15 protein-coding genes are annotated in these 15,541 nt (G+C 45.6%); 14 read left to right on the forward strand and 1 reads right to left on the reverse strand.

What is annotated here, in order from left to right:
• Window positions 1–5 precede the first annotated feature (5 nt).
• From purC to ablB, 11 genes are all read left to right on the forward strand, one after another.
• Window positions 6–728: a phosphoribosylaminoimidazolesuccinocarboxamide synthase gene (purC, locus tag ACP7A0_RS12100; RefSeq protein ID WP_216454412.1), complete on the forward strand. Its 723-nt coding sequence runs from the start codon at window positions 6–8 to the stop codon at window positions 726–728.
• Entirely contained in the window at window positions 721–975 is a 255-nt protein-coding gene (gene purS / locus ACP7A0_RS12105) for a phosphoribosylformylglycinamidine synthase subunit PurS (RefSeq protein WP_003214349.1), read from the forward strand. The genes purC and purS overlap by 8 nt, the downstream gene beginning before the upstream one ends.
• Window positions 972–1,655: a phosphoribosylformylglycinamidine synthase subunit PurQ gene (gene purQ, locus ACP7A0_RS12110; RefSeq protein ID WP_060595681.1), complete on the forward strand. Its 684-nt coding sequence runs from the start codon at window positions 972–974 to the stop codon at window positions 1,653–1,655. The genes purS and purQ overlap by 4 nt, the downstream gene beginning before the upstream one ends.
• Window positions 1,639–3,870 carry a phosphoribosylformylglycinamidine synthase subunit PurL gene (purL, locus tag ACP7A0_RS12115; protein ID WP_106072532.1) on the forward strand — a complete coding sequence of 744 codons (2,232 nt, stop codon included), beginning with the start codon at window positions 1,639–1,641 and terminating at the stop codon, window positions 3,868–3,870. Before purQ ends, purL begins: the two co-directional genes overlap by 17 nt.
• Complete coding sequence (gene purF / locus ACP7A0_RS12120; RefSeq protein WP_034664775.1) at window positions 3,846–5,276, forward strand: amidophosphoribosyltransferase; 1,431 nt, start codon at window positions 3,846–3,848, stop codon at window positions 5,274–5,276. Before purL ends, purF begins: the two co-directional genes overlap by 25 nt.
• 95 nt (window positions 5,277–5,371) lie before the next feature.
• Window positions 5,372–6,412, forward strand: a complete 1,041-nt coding sequence (purM, locus tag ACP7A0_RS12125; RefSeq protein WP_375566994.1) for a phosphoribosylformylglycinamidine cyclo-ligase — start codon at window positions 5,372–5,374, stop codon at window positions 6,410–6,412.
• Window positions 6,409–6,978: a phosphoribosylglycinamide formyltransferase gene (gene purN, locus ACP7A0_RS12130; protein ID WP_060595684.1), complete on the forward strand. Its 570-nt coding sequence runs from the start codon at window positions 6,409–6,411 to the stop codon at window positions 6,976–6,978. Before purM ends, purN begins: the two co-directional genes overlap by 4 nt.
• Before the next feature lie 15 nt (window positions 6,979–6,993).
• Entirely contained in the window at window positions 6,994–8,532 is a 1,539-nt protein-coding gene (purH, locus tag ACP7A0_RS12135) for a bifunctional phosphoribosylaminoimidazolecarboxamide formyltransferase/IMP cyclohydrolase (protein WP_060595685.1), read from the forward strand.
• Window positions 8,533–8,544: 12 nt separating this feature from the next.
• Window positions 8,545–9,819: a phosphoribosylamine--glycine ligase gene (gene purD, locus ACP7A0_RS12140; protein ID WP_060595686.1), complete on the forward strand. Its 1,275-nt coding sequence runs from the start codon at window positions 8,545–8,547 to the stop codon at window positions 9,817–9,819.
• A gap of 113 nt (window positions 9,820–9,932) precedes the next feature.
• Complete coding sequence (locus ACP7A0_RS12145; RefSeq protein WP_060595687.1) at window positions 9,933–10,127, forward strand: hypothetical protein; 195 nt, start codon at window positions 9,933–9,935, stop codon at window positions 10,125–10,127.
• Between the two features lie 14 nt (window positions 10,128–10,141).
• Entirely contained in the window at window positions 10,142–10,987 is an 846-nt protein-coding gene (gene ablB, locus ACP7A0_RS12150) for a putative beta-lysine N-acetyltransferase (protein WP_106039485.1), read from the forward strand.
• Here ablB and ACP7A0_RS12155 read toward each other — a convergent pair.
• Complete coding sequence (locus tag ACP7A0_RS12155; RefSeq protein WP_426005264.1) at window positions 10,982–12,640, reverse strand: PucR family transcriptional regulator; 1,659 nt, start codon at window positions 12,638–12,640, stop codon at window positions 10,982–10,984. The two genes, ablB and ACP7A0_RS12155, sit on opposite strands and share 6 nt — an antisense overlap.
• A gap of 191 nt (window positions 12,641–12,831) precedes the next feature.
• Between ACP7A0_RS12155 and ACP7A0_RS12160 the strand changes: the two genes are divergently transcribed.
• Genes ACP7A0_RS12160 through ACP7A0_RS12170 form a run of 3 tightly spaced genes read left to right on the forward strand, consistent with a single transcriptional unit; the run spans window position 12,832 to window position 15,536 of the window.
• A complete protein-coding gene (locus tag ACP7A0_RS12160) occupies window positions 12,832–14,196 on the forward strand; it encodes an aspartate aminotransferase family protein (RefSeq protein ID WP_060595690.1) in 1,365 nt (454 codons plus the stop codon).
• Between the two features lie 12 nt (window positions 14,197–14,208).
• Entirely contained in the window at window positions 14,209–14,895 is a 687-nt protein-coding gene (locus ACP7A0_RS12165; protein WP_081311440.1) for a CoA transferase subunit A, read from the forward strand.
• The gene (locus ACP7A0_RS12170) at window positions 14,871–15,536 is read left to right on the forward strand and encodes a 3-oxoacid CoA-transferase subunit B (protein WP_066031218.1); all 666 of its coding nucleotides are present in this window, start codon (window positions 14,871–14,873) and stop codon (window positions 15,534–15,536) included. Before ACP7A0_RS12165 ends, ACP7A0_RS12170 begins: the two co-directional genes overlap by 25 nt.
• Window positions 15,537–15,541: the final 5 nt, after the last annotated feature.

A 15,541-nucleotide genomic window follows, 5' to 3' on the forward strand; every position in this document is an offset into this window, starting at 1 on the left:
CCTGAATGACTGTGAAACAAGAACTTCTCTACGAAGGCAAAGCGAAAAAAATCTATCGGACCGATGACGAGCATATTTTATATGTCGAATATAAAGACTCAGCGACAGCATTTAACGGCGAAAAGAAAGCTGAAATTGAAGGCAAAGGCAGACTGAATAACGAAATTTCGAGCTTAATCTTTCAAATGCTGCATGAGAAAGGGATCAACAATCACTTTGTGAAACGACTCTCTGACACAGAACAGCTCATTCAAAAGGTGCAGATTGTTCCGCTTGAAGTAGTAGTACGAAATGTGGTGGCAGGCAGTATGTCAAAGCGCCTTGGCATTCCAGAGGGAACAAAACTGGATACACCATTGATCGAGTTTTACTACAAGGATGATGCACTCGGCGATCCGCTCATTACAGAAGATCATATTCACATTTTACATGCAGCGACACCAGAACAGGTCGAGGAAATGAAACAGATCACAAGACAAGTGAATGAAGAGTTAAAGCAAATCTTCTCAGACTGCCATGTAAATTTAATTGATTTCAAGCTTGAATTCGGAATAGATCACGAGAATCGTATTTTGCTAGCTGATGAGATTTCACCTGATACGTGCAGGCTTTGGGACAAAGATACAAACGAAAAGCTTGATAAAGACGTGTTCAGACGAAACCTGGGCGGCTTAACGAATGCATACGAAGAAATTTTCAAAAGACTTGGAGGCCAAAAACATGTATAAAGTGAAAATTTTTGTCAGCTTAAAAGAGAGCGTTCTTGATCCACAAGGAAGTGCCGTGCAGCACGCCTTGCACAGCATGTCTTATCAGGAAGTAAAGGATGTCCGTATCGGGAAATACATGGAGCTTGTCATTGAAAAATCAGATCGTGATTTAGACACAGTCGTCAAAGAAATGTGTGAAAAATTACTGGCCAACACGGTGATTGAAGATTACCGCTATGAGGTGGAGGAGGTTGTCGCACAGTGAAGTTTGCAGTGATCGTCTTGCCTGGCTCTAACTGTGATATCGATATGTACCATGCGATTCAAGATGAGTTAGGCGAACAAGTTGAATATGTATGGCACGACGAAACGAGTCTAGACGGATTTGACGGTGTACTCGTACCAGGCGGTTTCTCTTATGGGGATTACTTAAGATGTGGTGCGATTGCTCGCTTCTCAAACATCATGCCGGCGGTGAAAAAAGCAGCTGCGGAAGGAAAGCCTGTTCTTGGAGTTTGTAACGGGTTCCAAATTCTTCAGGAGCTTGGCATTCTTCCAGGTGCGATGAGACGAAATAAAGACTTGAAATTTATCTGTCGTCCAGTTGAACTCATTGTAGAGAACAACGAAACGCAATTTACAAGCGGCTATCAAAAAGGCGAATCCATTACGATTCCTGTAGCGCACGGTGAAGGCAACTTCTACTGTGATGAAGACACTTTAGCGAAGCTCATTCAAAATGGCCAAATCGCTTTCACTTACGGAGACGATATTAACGGCAGTGTCAATCGAATTGCAGGTATAACGAATGAAGAGGGCAATGTACTCGGCATGATGCCGCACCCTGAGCGCGCGGTTGATTCATTACTAGGCAGCGCAGACGGACTTAAATTGTTTCAATCTATCGTGAAAAATTGGAGGGACACTCATGTCACTACTGCTTGAACCAAGTCACAAGCAAATTAAAGAAGAGAAATTGTATCAGCAAATGGGATTGAGTGATGAAGAATTCGCTTTAATTGAATCCATTATTGGCAGGCTGCCAAACTACACAGAAACGGGTATTTTTTCTGTCATGTGGTCAGAGCATTGCAGTTATAAAAACTCAAAGCCTGTTTTAAGCAAATTCCCGACAAAAGGAGAGCATGTGCTTCAAGGTCCTGGGGAAGGCGCTGGAATCGTTGATATTGGAGACAACCAAGCGGTTGTATTTAAAATCGAATCACATAACCATCCATCTGCGATTGAACCGTATCAAGGAGCGGCTACAGGTGTCGGCGGAATTATCCGTGATGTATTCTCCATGGGTGCGCGTCCAATTGCTGTATTAAACTCTCTTCGTTTTGGTGAACTGACTTCACCGCGCGTGAAGTACTTGTTTGAAGAAGTAGTGGCAGGGATCGCAGGCTATGGAAACTGTATCGGAATTCCAACAGTCGGCGGAGAGGTTCATTTTGATCAAAGCTATGAAGGCAATCCGCTCGTAAATGCGATGTGTGTTGGATTAATCAACCATGAGGACATCAAAAAAGGGCAGGCCAAAGGTGTCGGCAACACGGTGATGTACGTTGGTGCTAAAACGGGACGTGACGGTATTCACGGTGCAACATTTGCGTCTGAAGAATTTTCTGATGAATCAGAAGAAAAACGTTCAGCGGTTCAAGTCGGCGATCCGTTCATGGAAAAGCTGCTGCTTGAAGCGTGCCTTGAAGTCATCAAAAACGATGCGCTCGTTGGGATTCAAGATATGGGAGCGGCTGGCTTAACAAGCTCAAGCGCGGAAATGGCAAGTAAAGCAGGTTCTGGAATCGAGATGAATCTAGATCTCATTCCGCAGCGTGAAACAGGTATGTCGGCATACGAAATGATGCTGTCTGAATCGCAAGAGAGAATGCTGCTGGTCATTGAAAAAGGCCGCGAACAAGAAATCATTGATATATTCGAAAAATACGATCTTGAAGCGGTATCAGTCGGTCATGTGACAGACGATAAAATGCTTCGTTTACTCCATCAAGGTGAAGTCGTATGTGAGCTTCCTGTTGACGCTCTTGCAGAAGAAGCACCGGTTTATCACAAGCCGTCAAGTGAGCCTGCATACTATCGTGAGTTTTTAGAAACAAAAGTTGAAGCTCCAGCCATCACAGATGCAGCCGAAACGTTAAAGCAGCTCCTTCAGCAGCCAACAATTGCAAGTAAAGAATGGGTTTATGATCAGTATGACTACATGGTTCGGACAAATACAGTCGTTGCACCGGGCTCTGATGCGGGCGTACTAAGAATCCGCGGAACGAAAAAAGCCCTAGCGATGACAACAGATTGTAACGCACGCTATCTCTACCTTGATCCAGAGGTTGGCGGGAAAATCGCAGTCGCTGAAGCAGCACGTAACATTGTCTGCTCAGGCGCTCGTCCGCTTGCAGTGACAGATAACCTGAACTTCGGTAACCCGGAGAAACCAGAAATTTTCTGGCAAATAGAAAAGTCAGCTGACGGGATTAGCGAAGCATGCCGCACGCTAAGCACACCAGTTATCGGTGGGAACGTCTCTTTATATAACGAATCAAATGGAACAGCGATTTACCCAACTCCAGTCATTGGAATGGTTGGTTTGGTTGAAGATACTGCTCATATTACGACTCAATCGTTCCAGCAGGCTGGCGATGTGATTTTCGTCATTGGTGAGACGAAGGAAGAATTCGCAGGCAGTGAGCTTCAAAAGATGACAGAAGGCCGTATTTACGGAAAAGCACCAGACATTGATTTGGATGTAGAGCTGACGCGTCAAGAAGCCCTTCTAGCCGCGATTCAAAACGGTCTCGTTCAATCAGCACACGATGTGTCTGAAGGCGGACTTGGTGTAGCACTTGCTGAAAGTACATTTGGAACAGACGGTCTTGGCGCTGATATCCAAATCGATTTAAACAGCGAAGCTTCCTTATTCAGTGAAACACAGTCACGTTTTGTTGTCACAGTCAGACCAGAGCACCGCGAAGCGTTTGCTGCAGCTGTCAAAGATGCGAAAGAAGTCGGAACGGTCACAAATGATGGTGTATTTACCGTCAAAAATCAAGAAGGACAACAATGGATTCATGCAGCGGTCAACGAGCTTGAACGTGCATGGAAAGGAGCGATCCCATGCTTGCTGAAATCAGAGGCTTAAATGAAGAGTGTGGTGTCTTTGGGGTTTGGGGACACGAAGAAGCCCCGCAAATCACATATTACGGATTGCATAGCCTTCAGCACCGAGGACAAGAAGGTGCGGGAATCATTGCAACAGATGGTGAGAACCTGACATCACACAAAGGCCTTGGACTGATTACGGAAGTCTTTCAAAACGGTGAGCTAAAGGATTTGAAAGGAAAAGGGGCGATCGGACACGTTCGGTATGCGACAGCAGGCGGAGGCGGCTTTGAAAATGTGCAGCCCCTCTTCTTCCGCTCGCAAAACAACGGCAGTCTTGCCCTTGCTCATAATGGAAACTTAGTGAATGCAACGCAGTTAAAGCAGCAGCTAGAGAACCAAGGGAGCATTTTCCAGACCTCTTCTGATACCGAAGTGCTGGCTCATTTAATTAAGCGCAGCGGGCATATTGAATTAAAAGAGCAGATCAAAAATGCGCTGTCCATGCTGAAAGGAGCATATGCTTTCTTAATAATGACGGAAACAGAAATGATCGTGGCGCTTGATCCGAACGGCTTACGCCCACTTTCACTTGGTATGCTTGGAGATGCTTATGTTGTCGCTTCTGAAACATGTGCATTTGATGTCGTCGGCGCTACGTATTTACGTGATGTGGAGCCTGGCGAAATGCTGATCATTAATGATGAAGGCTTGAAATCTGAGCGCTTCTCGATGAACATAAACCGCAGCATGTGCAGCATGGAATACATTTATTTCTCAAGACCTGACAGCAATATCAACGGCATCAATGTGCATAGTGCGAGAAAGAATCTAGGCAAAAAGCTTGCCGAAGAAGCGCATGTCGAAGCAGATGTTGTGACAGGTGTACCAGATTCCAGTATTTCTGCAGCGATTGGATATGCCGAAGCAACAGGTATTCCGTATGAGCTCGGTTTGATTAAAAACCGTTATGTCGGCCGGACCTTTATCCAGCCGTCTCAAGCATTGCGTGAGCAGGGCGTACGGATGAAGCTGTCTGCTGTGCGCGGGGTTGTCGAAGGAAAACGTGTCGTGATGGTGGATGATTCCATCGTACGCGGTACAACGAGCCGCAGAATTGTCACGATGCTAAGAGAAGCGGGCGCGACGGAAGTCCATGTACGCATTAGTTCACCGCCAATCGCGCATCCATGTTTTTATGGAATTGATACGTCCACACACGAAGAGCTGATTGCTTCTTCTCATTCAGTGGAAGAAATTAGACAGGAAATCGGTGCAGACTCCATTGCATTTTTATCTGTAGACGGTTTAATGGACGGGATTGGCAGGAAGTATGATGATCCGCAGCGCGGTCAGTGTTTAGCATGCTTTACTGGGAAATACCCGACTGAAATTTATGAAGATACAGTTCTTCCGCATGTGAAGGAAACGGTCCTGACGAAATAATCGAATAAAGGAGCAGCAGTCAAGATGAGTTGATATGCTGCTCTTTCATTCTGCCGAAAATACATGGAAAGCAGCAGCTAAAAGGAGTGAATGGGATGTCAGAAGCATATAAAAACGCCGGTGTCGACATCGAAGCAGGGTATGAAGCCGTCAAACGAATGAAAACACACGTAGAACGTACAAAACGAGCAGGTGTCATGGGCGCTCTAGGTGGATTTGGCGGTATGTTTGATCTATCTGAGCTGCCATATAAAAAGCCTGTTCTTGTTTCAGGAACAGATGGTGTCGGAACGAAATTAAAGCTTGCCTTTTTAATGGATAAACACGATACGATCGGCGTCGATGCCGTGGCCATGTGTGTCAACGATGTGCTTGCACAAGGGGCAGAACCGCTCTTTTTCTTAGATTACTTAGCCGTTGGAAAAGCAGATCCGCTAAAAATTGAATCCATTGTCAAAGGGGTGGCTGACGGCTGTGAGCAGTCTGGTTCAGCACTTGTCGGCGGTGAGACAGCCGAAATGCCGGGTCTTTACACAGAAGAAGAATATGATATTGCTGGTTTTTCGGTAGGTGTCGTTGAAAAGAATGAAATCGTGACAGGAGACAGCATCAAAGAGGGACATTTGCTCATTGGACTGAGCTCAAGCGGAATTCATAGCAATGGCTACTCTCTCGTTCGTAAAGTTTTGCTGGAAGACGCTGGTCTTGATCTGCACCAAACGTATGAACCTTTTACAAGACCGCTTGGAGAAGAGCTTCTTGAACCGACAAAAATTTATGTGAAGCCCGTTCTCAAACAAGTGAAAGCCTGCAAAGTTGACGGCATGGCACATGTGACAGGCGGTGGCTTTATCGAGAATTTACCACGTATGCTGCCTGAAGGTCTTGGCGTTGAGATTGATAACGGCTCATGGCCAGTACCACCAATTTTCTCCTTTATTCAAGAAAAGGGTCAGTTGAAGGCAGAAGAGATGTTCAACGTGTTTAATATGGGCATTGGCTTTGTCCTAGCTGTAAAAGAGGACGATCTTGTGGATGTGATTAGTGAACTTGAACAAGATGGAGAGAAAGCATTTCTCATCGGTCGTGTTCAAAAAGGAGAAGGTGTCACATTCGGCGGTGGAAGCCTCTCATGAAGAAGTTTGCGATCTTCGCCTCTGGAAGCGGGACAAACTTTCAAGCCATTATAGATACGTTAAAAGAAGAACAGTGGCAGGCAGAGGCCGCCATTGTGATTTGTGATAAACCGGGTGCGAAGGTGCTGGAGCGTGCTGAGAAAGAGGGCATTGCCTCCTTTGCTTTTACCCCGAAGGCTTTTCCGAATAAAGCCGCTTTTGAACAAACGATCATCGAACAGCTTAGGCTTCATGAAGTAGAATGGGTTTTCCTTGCTGGGTATATGAGACTGATCGGTCCGACATTACTTGAAGCGTATAGAGGGAAAATCGTGAATATTCACCCATCTTTGCTGCCAGCCTTCCCAGGTCTTGATGCCATCGGACAAGCCTATCAAGCAGGTGTCAAAGTGGCAGGCATCACTGTCCATTTTGTCGATGAAGGGATGGATACAGGTCCGATTATTGATCAAGCCGCGATTTATATTGAACAAGGCGAAGAGCTTGCATCGATTGAAAAAAGAATGCATGAACTAGAACACACACTATATCCAAAAGTGATCAAATCACTTTTAGAATTATCTTAATGAGGTGACGAAGGCATGACGATCAAACGCGCATTAATCAGTGTTTCCGATAAAACGAATCTAGTACCTTTTGTGAAAGAATTAACAGAACTTGGTGTTGAAGTGATTTCAACTGGAGGTACACATAAGCTTCTTCAAGAGAATGGCATTGATGTCATTGGGATTTCTGAAGTCACTGGATTCCCTGAAATCATGGACGGACGACTCAAAACACTTCACCCAAACATTCATGGTGGATTATTGGCAGTGAGAGAAAACGATGAGCATATGGCACAGATTGAAAAGCATGGCATTCAGCCGATTGATCTTGTTGTCGTGAATCTCTATCCTTTCAAAGAGACGATCTCAAAAGACGATGTAACGTATGAAGAAGCAATTGAAAACATTGATATTGGCGGACCGGGAATGCTTCGTGCGGCATCGAAAAACCACCAAGACGTCACAGTGATTGTCGATCCTCGTGATTATGGTACAGTCGTTCAGCAAATCAAAGAAGGCGGCGTGTCACTTGAGAAAAAACGTGAGCTTGCGGCGAAGGTATTCCGTCATACAGCTGCTTACGATGCCCTCATTGCAGATTATTTAACGAACTTTGTTGGCGAAACAGAGCCAGAGCAGTTCACCGTCACGTTTGAGAAAAAACAATCCCTTCGTTATGGAGAAAACCCGCACCAAGCGGCGACTTTCTATGAAAATGCTCTTCCAAGCAAAGGCTCTTTGGCTACTGCAACGCAATTACATGGAAAAGAACTTTCTTATAACAATATCAAAGATGCAGATGCAGCTCTTCAAATCGTACGTGAATTTACGGAGCCAGCGGCTGTGGCTGTAAAACATATGAATCCGTGCGGCGTTGGTACAGGAGAAACGATTGCTGAAGCCTTTGACCGTGCATTCAAAGCAGATGAAACCTCTATTTTTGGCGGCATTGTGGCGCTTAACCGTGAAGTAGACAAACAAACGGCTGACGTGCTGCATACGATTTTCTTAGAAATCGTCATCGCCCCATCTTTTAGTCAAGAAGCACTTGACGTGTTAACAGCGAAAAAGAATCTTCGTCTATTAACACTAGATGTAGAAGCGAATCTTGAGAAAAAAGAAAAGCAGCTGACAAGTGTCCATGGCGGACTGCTCGTGCAGGATATTGACACGTACGGCTTAGAGGAAGCAACCATCTCTATTCCAACGAAAAGAGAACCAACAGAAGACGAATGGAAAGATTTAAAGCTTGCATGGAAAGTCGTCAAGCATGTGAAATCAAATGCCATTGTCCTCGCGAAGGATCAAATGACAGCAGGTATAGGCGCTGGTCAGATGAACCGTGTGGGCTCAGCGAACATTGCGATTGAACAAGCAGGTGAAAAAGCGAAAGGAAGCGCACTAGGCTCTGATGCATTCTTCCCAATGGGCGATACAGTGGAAGCTGCTGCGAAGGCAGGCGTCACAGCGATCATTCAACCAGGCGGTTCCATTCGTGATGAAGAATCGATTCAAAAGGCAGATGAATACGGCATCGCCATGGTCTTCACTGGCGTTAGACATTTCAAACATTAAGGGGATGACAGTGTGAACGTATTAATTATCGGCAGAGGCGGAAGAGAGCATACCATCGCATGGAAAGTGAAGCAAAGTGAACTTGTCAGCCAAGTATTTGTCGCACCCGGCAATGATGGAATGACAGATGCTGCGAAGCTTGTCCCAATCGATGAAGGTAATCATGAGGCATTAATTCGTTTTGCAAAAGATAATGAAATCGGCTTAACGATTGTCGGTCCAGAGGTTCCTTTAATTGCAGGTGTAGTGGATGCATTTGAAGAGGCAGATCTAAAGGTATTTGGACCAAATGCAAAAGCTGCGGTGATTGAGGGCTCAAAGGAATTTGCAAAAGACTTAATGAAAAACTATGATATCCCGACCGCCGCTTACGCTACCTTCACATCGTTTGAAGAAGCGAAGGCTTATGTGGAAGAAAAGGGTGCGCCAATTGTCATTAAAGCAGACGGTCTTGCAGCAGGAAAAGGCGTGACAGTCGCTATGACACTTGAAGAGGCGATCAACTGTCTGCACGACTTTTTGGAAGATGAAAAGTTTGGCGATGCGAGTGCATCTGTCGTCATCGAGGAATTTTTAACAGGCGAGGAATTTTCACTGATGGCCTTTGTCAATGGAGAAAAGGTGTATCCAATGGTGATCGCGCAGGATCACAAACGGGCATTCGAAGATGACAAAGGGCCGAATACCGGCGGGATGGGGGCTTATTCGCCAGTTCCGCAAATTTCAGAAGAAGTCGTCCAAAAAGCGGTGGAAGATGTCGTCAAACCGGCGGCTCGCGCAATGGTGCAGGAAGAGCGTCCGTTTACAGGCATTTTATATGCAGGCTTAATGCTGACACCAGAAGGCTCAAAAGTCATTGAGTTCAACGCACGCTTTGGTGATCCTGAAACGCAGGTGGTTCTCCCTCGTCTTGAATCAGATCTAGTTCAAGTCTTCCTCGACATTCTGGACGGAAAAGATGTGGACTTACAGTGGAAAGACACTGCCGCTATCAGTGTCGTTCTTGCTTCAGAAGGATACCCGGAGGACTACGCAAAAGGCACACCGATTGGTGCTTTGCAAACAACGGTGTCTGATGTCGTGACCTTCCACGCAGGAACAAAAAAAGAAAACGATCAATTCGTCACAAATGGCGGCCGTGTAGCGAATGTGACGGCATTTGACGATACATTTGAAGCGGCAAGATCAAGAGTGTATGAAGCGGTTGAAGAAATCATGCAGCCAGGTCTATTTTACCGCCGTGACATTGGCGCCCGTGCACTGAAGGCTGCGGGGAAATCCGTTTAATTAAAACACCTTTCTATCTGATGAGATGGAAAGGTGTTTTTTGTTCATGAGAAGGGATGCCGATAGAATATGAAGAAGTAGTATGGGATCACGAATAGATATAGGGAGGAAACATGGAAATCAAAGCATTTATCATCTTTGCAATCGTCATGCTTATTTTATATCTCATAACTATAAATAACATCATGTTGACTGCCATTAAGCAGAATAAATTGAAAAAAGGCTTAGCCATTAGTTATATGATCATTTCAATTGTTTCTGGCATTGCTATTTCTTCATTTTTAATTTGGAAGTTTTTCATTAGCTAAGAGAGGATGAGTATATGGTGCAATTGAAGAAACTTGCAAACGAGCGTTTTTCTGCCTTGATCTGTATTGATTCATTTAATGAGCGAATCCGTTTGGATGACTATAGCGGCAGGGTGCGGGATGTGATTCAGTCGGTACTTCAGGAAGCGGCGGACTGTAAGGTTTCTAAGGTCATTGTGAAAGTAAGACGTGAGCATGTACCTCTTTTTTTAGAAAAAGGCTTTCGGCTTGAAGGGGTGTTTTCTCATTATTTCCTCGGAAGTGATGCGTACGGCATGTCGCTTTTTCTCACTGAGGATCGAATGAACAGTTCGTATTGGCTGGAGGAAGATAAGATCGTCGCATCCATTCAAGCGAAGGAGATGAAAAAAGACCAAGGCACGTGGCAGGATGAGTATGTGATGAGGAAAGCCGATCCGAAGGATATTCACAAGCTGGCAAAGCTCTATGATACGGTCTTTGAAACGTATCCTACGCCAATGAACGAGCCAGATTATATCCAAAAGGTAATGGCGGAAGGGACTGTCTTTTATGTTGTTGAACATGACGGACACATTGTGAGTGCAGCATCCGCTGAAATCAATGCGTTATATGGCCATGCGGAATTAACAGATTGTGCGACCCTTCCATCATACAGAAAACTAGGATTCATGCATCATTTGATTCTAGCACTTGAAAAAGAACTCCAGTCGATGCATATCTATGTCTTTTATTCTCTTGCACGTGCACTGTCCTATGGGATGAATCAAGTGTTTTATCAGCTCGGGTATACGTATACCGGGCGCTTCCAAAACAACTGCTATATTTTTGACAAAATTGAAGATATGAATCTATGGGTCAAAACGCCGAATGAATCATGAAATGGTTCTCATCTGATCTAGCAGACCAGATAGACGGTACGCCATGATACTGAGCTGCAGCTTCATCCGATCATCAGTGGATTTGAGGCTGCAGCCTGTTCTCGTTTCAATTTGTTTCAGCCGGTAGCTTAATGTATGTCTATGAATAAACAATTCTCCCGCAGATTTTTGAATATTTTCATTGTGTGCCAAATACACTTCGAGTGTATGGATCAGGTCAGCCCCTTGTTTTTTCGTAAAAAGCAAAGGACTTAACAGCTCCACGTAAAAGTCATGCAAATTCATACCCGCTTCATTCATTTCAAGAAGCATGCCATATAAGCCAAGCTTTTGATAATGAATGATGCTTTCGTCTGTTTTTAAAAGCGGAAGGAGCCTTGCTGCATACTGCGCTTCCTTCGCGCTTTTTGCAAAGAGACTGATCTGGTCATAGGCTCTCCCGATGCCAATGACAATCGGATGGACGGGAAAAAAATACGACCAAGTGCTCCGGCACTCCTCTGCTGCGCGATACCACTCCGCTTCTTGAAACGCTTTTTTTCCTGCGGGTGTCAGGACAAAAATGGAATCGAGCCTTGCCTTTAGTAAAAAGGGAATATGTCTGCGTTCAAAGATCGATGTGAGTAATTGAGAGAGGCGCTGCATCATTTGATGATCGAGCTGTGTGTGCTGATGCTGAAATTGAAAGTAGATCACCACCTGCTCATCGCTCATATCATATTGCAGCTTTGTTGCTTGTTCGACCACGTAGCTTTCTTCTGTATATTGCTGCTGCAAAATATCATCTAACAAATGTCCCTGCATTTGGTTTTCTGTATCTTGAATGGCCTTTTGCTTCAGCCATTCAATCGCATACACTGCCCCGGCATGCTCGATGGCAATCGCGTCGAGATGATGCCACGTATCCTTTTTCTTTAAAGACACAATAAACCCGAAAATATCCCCCATCGCAATCACCGGACATGCGGCGAGGACAAACGCTCCGTACGTGTCATAGACGAGCCGGCCTTTCTCCTCTGCCTGCTTAAGAAGGGGCATGGTTTCAATTGGTTCACGATCTGTCAGAAAGCCAAAGGCAGGAGAGTACGTCACTTCATCTTTGATGAGATGAGCCGCTGTTTGATGTAAAAAGACATCAAGCACGACAATGTTCGCTGCAGTGAGATGTGCCAGTTCATCTGTAATTTGCGTCACATTTTTATTCCTTACATTTAATTGGGTCAGTCTTTGATGAATCGCTGATGAATATTTAAGCTGATGGAGCTGACTGCTCACGATTTGTTCTAGGACGGCTTTTGTAATGTCTGAGAAATTGATGTGCGGCGGAATTTCGATGAGCGGAATGCCGCTATTTTTCGCTGCTTGAATGAGTGATGCTGGAATGTCGCTTAAGTATACACCTTTATAAATAGCGATGGCTGATAGCCTTTGAGATTGAATCAATTCCTCAAGCCGGTCGCGTCTTTCTTGATTGTCCGCGAGTCCGAATCCGGTTGTGACGAGTAATTCCCCTTCGGAAAGCCTCGAGGTGTCCTCGATAATTTCCACGATGGTCACCCACTGTATGAGGCGGTCCAGTCCATTTTCTCCAGCAAGCAGCTTTGTTCCCTTCATGATATCGAGCGAGAGTGCATCTTTGACGAGAATCGCCATAGACTCATGACCTCCTTTTGAACACTCTTATACACGATGTATAAAAAATGCGTGTGAAATTCGGGCATGTGGCGAATGGAGGATGACTGCCCTCTTGATTAAGCTAATCTTATAACAAGTATACAAAATTTTCTTGCGATTCATGAAAAAAGAAAGATGCAGCTGCTGACAAGAGAGGGAGGAATGGCAAAGTGGAGACCCGGGATTACTTAATCAAACCGATGTTGAATCAGCATTATCCTGTGGCTGTGAAAGGAGAGGGGATTTATTTATATGATCGGGACGGGAAAAAATATTTAGACGGCTCTTCGGGGGCTGTCACGGCAAGTATTGGACATGGCATACGTGAGATCATTGATGCCATGACAGAGCAAGCGGAAAAAGTGAGCTTTACGTACAGATCGCAATTCACAAATGAACCAGCAGAAGAACTTGCCTATGAATTGAGTACGCTTTGCCCAGGTAACCTGAACTGGTCTTTTTTTGTCGGAAGCGGATCAGAGGCAACGGAAACGGCTATGAAAATTGCTATTCAGCATTGGCAGGAGCAGGGGAAGGCTGAGAAAAATCACATTATCTCAAGATGGATGAGTTATCACGGCATCACACTCGGTGCGCTGTCGATGTCAGGACATATTGCAAGGAGAGAGCGCTTTGAACCATTGCTCGAAAAGCATCCGGTGCTGTCTCCGCCATATAGCTATCGTTCATGGCTGCCAAAGGAAGAGGTCAAGCAGGTCGAATGGTATGTCCAGGAATTTAAAACCGTCATTCAGCGTATAGGAAAAGAGAGGATTGCCGCTTTTATTGCAGAGCCGATTGTTGGAGCATCGGGAGCGGCGCTTGTACCGCCAGACGGATATTTTGAAGCGATGAAGCGTGTCTGTGAGGAAAACGGTATTTTAATGATTGCAGACGAAGTCATGACAGGCTTTGGACGAACTGGGAAAATGTTTGCGATGGAACATTGGGGCGTCGTACCAGATATTATGGTTCTCGGCAAAGGCATGAGTGCCGGCTATTCACCGATTGCGGCAGCCGTCTCAGCAGATCATGTTATCGCACCGATTCTGAGCGGTTCAGGTTCTGTGATGGCAGGTCACACCTATAGCGGCAATCCGCTTTCAGCAGCCGTCTCACTAGCTGTCATACGATATATGAAAAAACATCAGCTTCCTGAACGAGCGGATCTGTCTGGCCGATATTTAATGAATGCTTTAAAGGATTTGCAAACAAACCATTTCATCATAGGAGATGTGAGAGGAAAGGGACTGCTCATTGGCATTGAGTTTGTCGCAGACCGCTTATCGAAAACACCATTTCCTGCCCATGCTCAAATGACGCATTTAGTCGTTGAGACGGCCAAGCAAAATGGCTTGCTTGTTTACCCAGCAAGCGCTGGAGAGGATGGAGTGGGAGGTGCAGCGGTCATGATTGCACCGCCGCTTTCCATCACGCAGCAGGAGATGGATGAACTCATTCAATTATTTGAGCAGACAATCACGCAGGTCGAACAAGAAGTCATCAACCGAGGGTTTTTCCCATCTGCGATGTAGGGAGGAAAGATGATGAACAAAACAGCGAATGTTGATGAAGTGATCACGCATTTTAGGGACGGCATGACCATCATGTTTGGCGGGTTTGGCGGCGTAGGGTCCCCGCCATCATTGATCGACGCCATCCTAGAAGCGAATATCAAAGATCTGACATTGATCGGAAACGATGCAGGCTTCCCGCAAATAGGTGTTGGCCGGCTGATCACAGAAGGAAGAGTCAAGAAGATCATTGCTTCTCATATTGGCTCAAATCCAATAGCCGGACAGAAAATGCAGGCAGGTACACTAGACGTTCATTTTTACCCGCAAGGCATTCTAGCAGAAAAAATTCGAGCAGGCGGGATGGGCTTGGCAGGCATTGTGACAGATGTCGGCATGGATAGCCTCAATCTCGATGAGAAGCAGCTCGTTCCGCTAAACGGGAACACATATATCCTTGAGCCTGCGCTAACAGCGGATATTGCCATTGTGAATGCCCTCAAAGCAGACGAAGCAGGAAATCTGATTTTTGATAAAAGTGCACGGAATACAAACCCGATTGTGGCGATGGCAGGAGACTGGACCATTGCGGAAGTGGAAGAGATTGTGCCTGTGGGCAGTCTTCATCCAGAAGAAATCGTGACACCAGGGGTATTTGTGAACCAGATCGTGCAATCAAAAGGAGTGAACTGGACATGGGCATGGGAGACATCGATTTAAGACACCGCATAGCCAAACGCGCGGCGCAGGAAATTGAAGATGGTATGATCGTCAATCTAGGGATCGGCATCCCGACACTTGCAGCTGAATACATCCCAGCGCATTACAGGGTGTGGCTGCATGCAGAAAACGGCATTATGGGGGCAGGAGCCTCACCAGCACAAGGAGAAGAAGATCCGAATTTGTGCAATGCAGGCGGTTTTCCCATTACATTAACAAAAGGCGGTTCATACATGGACAGCACGACAGCTTTTGGCATCATTCGAAAAGGCATGCTGGATATGACCATTTTAGGTGCACTTGAAGTAAGCAGTCAGGGTGATCTTGCGAATTGGATTGTGCCGGGCAAACGAGTACCGGGGATGGGCGGAGCGATTGAGCTTGCGCAAAAGGCGAAAAAGGTTGTGGTGGTGATGAGCCACCTTGATAAACACGGTGAGTCAAAGGTGAAATCTGCCTGTACACTGCCCTTAACCGCTAAGTCTTGTGTGGATCTGATTATTACGGATATGGCAGTCATTGAGGTCAAATCACAGCTGCTCATTTTACGTGAAGTCATGCCGCCGTTTCAGCCGGAAGATGTCATAAGGGCGACAGAGGCCCCATTAATTTTAGCGCCTGATGTCAAATCTGTTGTGTAGAAAGG

The organism is Bacillus sp. DWP3-1 (assembly GCF_049896565.1).
Taxonomy (GTDB): domain Bacteria; phylum Bacillota; class Bacilli; order Bacillales; family Bacillaceae; genus Bacillus.

Bases quoted from the DNA above. Each gene is read 5' to 3' on its own strand.
- purN (WP_060595684.1), top strand. From the start codon at position 6,409: ATGAAGAAGTTTGCGATCTTCGCCTCTGGAAGCGGGACAAACTTTCAA.
- ACP7A0_RS12155 (WP_426005264.1), bottom strand. From the start codon at position 12,640: ATGGCGATTCTCGTCAAAGATGCACTCTCGCTCGATATCATGAAGGGA.
- ablB (WP_106039485.1), top strand. From the start codon at position 10,142: ATGGTGCAATTGAAGAAACTTGCAAACGAGCGTTTTTCTGCCTTGATC.
- ACP7A0_RS12170 (WP_066031218.1), top strand. From the start codon at position 14,871: ATGGGCATGGGAGACATCGATTTAAGACACCGCATAGCCAAACGCGCG.
- ACP7A0_RS12145 (WP_060595687.1), top strand. From the start codon at position 9,933: ATGGAAATCAAAGCATTTATCATCTTTGCAATCGTCATGCTTATTTTA.
- purC (WP_216454412.1), top strand. From the start codon at position 6: ATGACTGTGAAACAAGAACTTCTCTACGAAGGCAAAGCGAAAAAAATC.
- purL (WP_106072532.1), top strand. From the start codon at position 1,639: ATGTCACTACTGCTTGAACCAAGTCACAAGCAAATTAAAGAAGAGAAA.
- purH (WP_060595685.1), top strand. From the start codon at position 6,994: ATGACGATCAAACGCGCATTAATCAGTGTTTCCGATAAAACGAATCTA.
- purM (WP_375566994.1), top strand. From the start codon at position 5,372: ATGTCAGAAGCATATAAAAACGCCGGTGTCGACATCGAAGCAGGGTAT.
- purS (WP_003214349.1), top strand. From the start codon at position 721: ATGTATAAAGTGAAAATTTTTGTCAGCTTAAAAGAGAGCGTTCTTGAT.
- ACP7A0_RS12165 (WP_081311440.1), top strand. From the start codon at position 14,209: ATGAACAAAACAGCGAATGTTGATGAAGTGATCACGCATTTTAGGGAC.
- purF (WP_034664775.1), top strand. From the start codon at position 3,846: ATGCTTGCTGAAATCAGAGGCTTAAATGAAGAGTGTGGTGTCTTTGGG.